The 3,746-nt window shown below is 70.0% G+C and carries 4 protein-coding genes; 3 read left to right on the forward strand and 1 reads right to left on the reverse strand.

The features are described from left to right. The 3 genes from VF794_RS11790 to pdxA form a co-directional block, all read left to right on the forward strand. A partial coding sequence (locus VF794_RS11790; RefSeq protein WP_331109767.1) for a peptidylprolyl isomerase occupies positions 1 to 951 on the forward strand: 951 nt, incomplete at its 5' end. Between the two features lie 37 nt (positions 952 to 988). Continuing rightward, entirely contained in the window at positions 989 to 1,960 is a 972-nt protein-coding gene (locus tag VF794_RS11795) for a peptidylprolyl isomerase (protein WP_331109769.1), read from the forward strand. Between the two features lie 23 nt (positions 1,961 to 1,983). Continuing rightward, positions 1,984 to 2,955: a 4-hydroxythreonine-4-phosphate dehydrogenase PdxA gene (gene pdxA / locus VF794_RS11800; RefSeq protein ID WP_331109771.1), complete on the forward strand. Its 972-nt coding sequence runs from the start codon at positions 1,984 to 1,986 to the stop codon at positions 2,953 to 2,955. 7 nt (positions 2,956 to 2,962) lie between these two features. On the opposite strand, the gene VF794_RS11805 is transcribed toward pdxA, so the two are convergent. Next, a partial coding sequence (locus VF794_RS11805; RefSeq protein WP_331109773.1) for an AgmX/PglI C-terminal domain-containing protein occupies positions 2,963 to 3,746 on the reverse strand: 784 nt, incomplete at its 5' end.

The raw sequence follows: 3,746 nt of genomic DNA on the forward strand, positions 1-3,746 counted from the left end.
CTGGCGCTCGCGGTAGCCGTGGCTGGCTGCACCAAGAAGGACAAGGAGGATCCGGACGCCCACGTGGTGGCCACCGTGAATGGCGAGGTGCTCGCCCGCGCCGACTTCGAGCAGGAGCTGTGGCGCGAGCTGTCCTCCACCGAGGCCCCCCAGCACACGCCAGAGGAGATCGAACCCTTCAAGCGCGCGCTGGTGGACACGCTCATCTCCCGGATGCTGCTGCTCCAGGAGGCGCGGACGCACAACATCACCGTGACGCCCGAGGAGGTGGATCGGGGGGTGCTGCGCCTGTCGAGTGACTATCCGGCGGGCAATTTCAACGAGGTGCTGGCGCAGGGGCAGCTGTCGATGGCGGAGCTGAAGGCGCGCGAGTCGGCGCGGCTCATCATCGAGAAGCTCTTCAACAACCAGGTGTACACGCGCGTGGCCATCACGGAGGAGGAGCTGCGCACGTACTTCGCGACGCACGAGGCGGAGTACGCCGAGCCCGAGCAGGTGCGCGCCGCGCAGATCGTCGTGAAGGAGCTGGACGACGCGCGGCGGGTGCAGGCGCAGCTCAAGTCGGGCAAGAAGTTCGCCGACCTGGCGCGCCGCTACTCGATGAGCGCGGACGCCAAGGTGGGAGGAGACCTGGGCTTCTTCCCTCGGGGGCAGATGCCGCCGGCCTTCGACGAGGTGGTGTTCAAGCTGCCGGTGGGGCAGGTGTCGGACGTGGTGGAGACGGAGTACGGCTACCACCTCTTCCGGGTGCAGGAGCGGAAGGCGGGGCGCAAGCTGGACTTCGCCGAGGTGAGGGACCAGGTGGAGGCGAAGCTGCTGGCGCAGCGGCGGGCCGAGGCGCAGGCGACATACGAGCAGGAGCTGCGGACGAAGGCGAAGGTGTGGGTGAACGAGACCACGCTCCAGGCCATCCGCGGGCGACCGGCGACGCAGGCGGCGACGAAGCAGTAAGCGGCCGCCACAACCAGAATACGGGGAGAAGAAGCCTATGAAGAAGCTGATGGGGACGATGGTGGCGGCGCTGCTGCTCAGCGGCGCGGTGGCCCGGGCGGAGCTGGTGGACCGGGTGGTGGCGGTGGTGAACCGCGACGTCATCGCGCTGTCCGAGGTGGAGAAGCGCGCGGCGCCGGAGCTGGCGCGGCTGGGCCAGCAGGAGCGGGATCCCGCCAGACGCGCCGAGGCGCGGGCGCGGATCATCAAGGGCTCGCTGGACGCCCTCATCGGCGAGAAGCTGATGGAGGAGCAGATCCAGGAGCTGGGCCTGGGCGTGACGGACGCCGAGCTCGAGGCGGCGATGGCGGACGTGCGTCGGCAGAACAACGTCACGGACGACACGCAATTCGAGCGGCTGCTGACGAGCGAGGGCTTCACCATCCAGGCGTACAAGGACTTCCTGCGCAAGCAGATGGGGCGCATGAAGCTGGTGCAGATGAGGGTGTCCTCGAAGGTGAAGGTGTCCGAGGAGGACCTGAAGGCGGCCTACACCCAGTACTCCAAGCTGGAGACGGGCGATTCGGAGGTGCACGCGCGGCACATCCTGGTGCAGGTGGACCCGAATGCGCCGCCAGACAAGGTGGAGACGGCGCGCAAGAAGGCGGAGGCGCTGGCGGTGGAGGCGCGCAAGCCGGGGGTGAACTTCTCGGAGCTGGCGAAGGCGAAGAGCGAGGGCCCGAGCGCGGCGGACGGTGGAGACCTGGGCTTCTTCAAGCGCGGGGTGATGGTGCCGGCCTTCGAGCGGGTGGCGTTCACGCTGAAGGAGGGCGAGGTGAGCGAGCCGGTGCGCACGCAGTTCGGCTGGCACATCCTGAAGGTAGAGGAGAAGCGGGCGGTGGAGGTGGCGCCGTTCGAGCAGGTGAAGGGCGAGCTGGAGGCGAAGCTCAAGCTCCAGAAGACGGAGAAGTACGTCGAGCAGTACGTGCAGGAGCTGCGGCAGAAGGCGTCCGTCGAAGTGAAGATGTGAAGCCCGAGGGAGGGGGAAGACGCGTGAACGAGCGTCCCGTCGTAGGCATCTCGCTGGGAGACGTGTCCGGAATCGGCCCCGAGGTGACGGCCGACGCCCTGGCGTCTCCGAAGGTGCGCCGGGCGCTCGTGCCGGTCCTCTTCGGAGACGGACCGACGCTGGCGCGCTTCCCCCAGTTCCAGAAGTACGCCCGCACCACGCCGGAGGCGCTCAGCCGCCCCACACAGCCCACGGTGTGCGTGGTGACGGAGCTGGCGGAGAAGGACCGGGTGCCGGGCAAGCCCACGCGCGCGGGTGGAAAGGCCCAGTACGGCTACATCCAGGCGGCCATCGAGGCGGCGCGAGCGGGCAAGGTGGACGCGCTGTGCACGGCGCCGGTGTCCAAGGAGCAGATCTCCCGAGCGGGCATCCCCTTCATGGGACACACGGAGGTGTTGGCGGAGGCCTTCGGCCGCGAGGTGCTGATGCTCATGGACGGCCCGCGGGTGCGGGTGGCGCTGGCGACGAACCACGTGCCGCTGGTGGAGGTGTCGCGGCTGCTGACGGTGGAGCGGCTGGTGGGGCAGCTCCAGCTGCTGTCGCGGAGCCTGAAGCCGGTGGTGGGCAAGGCGCCTCGCATCGGCGTGCTGAGCTTCAACCCGCACGCGGGCGAGGGCGGGCTGCTGGGGCGCGAGGAGGTGGACGTCCTCACGCCGGCCATCCAGCGCGCGCGCAAGCTGCGGGTGGACGCGCACGGGCCGCTCGCGGCGGACGGGCTCTTCGCGCGGGTGGACGACTTCCCCTACGACGTGGTGCTGGCGATGTACCACGACCAGGGACTCATTCCGGCCAAGGCCCTGGACTTCGAGCGGACGGTGAACGTGACGCTCGGGCTGCCGGTGCCGAGGACCTCACCGGACCACGGCACGGCCTATGGCCTCGCGGGCACGGGCAAGGCGAGCAGCGTCCCCATGGTGGAGGCGCTGCTCAAGGCCGCCCGACTCGCCGGGAGCTGAACCCCGCTCAGTACGTGAACGGGAAGCGCACGGGCTCCTGGCTCCGCACCCGGTGCTGGGGGAACTTCCAGGAGCGCACCTGGCCCTCGATGCACTGGGCGAATGGCGTGCCCTTGAGGGCGTCGGTCTCCACCAGGACGTCGCTGGCCGAGCCGCTCGGCTGGACCTGCCAGCGCACCACGAAGCGACCCTTGCCCGACTCCGGCGCTCGAGGTGCGTGCGCCTCGATGCAGGAGCGGATGCCCTCCTTGTGCGAGCTCACCACCTCCATGATGTCCGAGGTGGAGAGGGACTCCTTGCCGGGCTCGGGCGGGAGGTAGACGGTGCGCTTGGAGCGCGGATCCTCCGGCTTCTTCGCCTCGAAGAGCTCCCTCTCGAACTCCTTGTCGACCGAGTCCTCATAGTTGTTGAGGTTGGCGCCCGGGGTGTTGTTCTGAAGCGCCTTGCGACCTTCCACCTTGACCGGAGGCGCCACGGGCACCGGCGCGGGCGGAGGAGGAGGCGTGCGGCGCTGAAGGGCCGACTCGGCGACCCGGGTGATGCGCTCCTGCTCCACGGGCCTGGCCGCGGCCACGATGACCTTGGGCGGTTTCTCGGCCGCGGCGGTGACGACCTGGGGCGCTGGCTTCTCGACCGGCGGCACGACAGGAGCCGGGGGCTGAGGCGCGGGCGCGGCGGGCTGGGCCACCGGAGCCACGGCGACAACGGGCGCGGCGGGCTTCGGCGCCTCGGCAGTGGGAGCCTGCACGGGAGGCGGCACCGGCCGCGGCATGACGGCGACCGGAGCGGGC

The organism is Archangium sp. (assembly GCF_036389735.1).
GTDB lineage: Bacteria > Myxococcota > Myxococcia > Myxococcales > Myxococcaceae > Archangium.

Coding starts and splice junctions, on each gene's coding strand:
- VF794_RS11795 (WP_331109769.1), top strand. CDS start 989: ATGAAGAAGCTGATGGGGACGATGGTGGCGGCGCTGCTGCTCAGCGGC.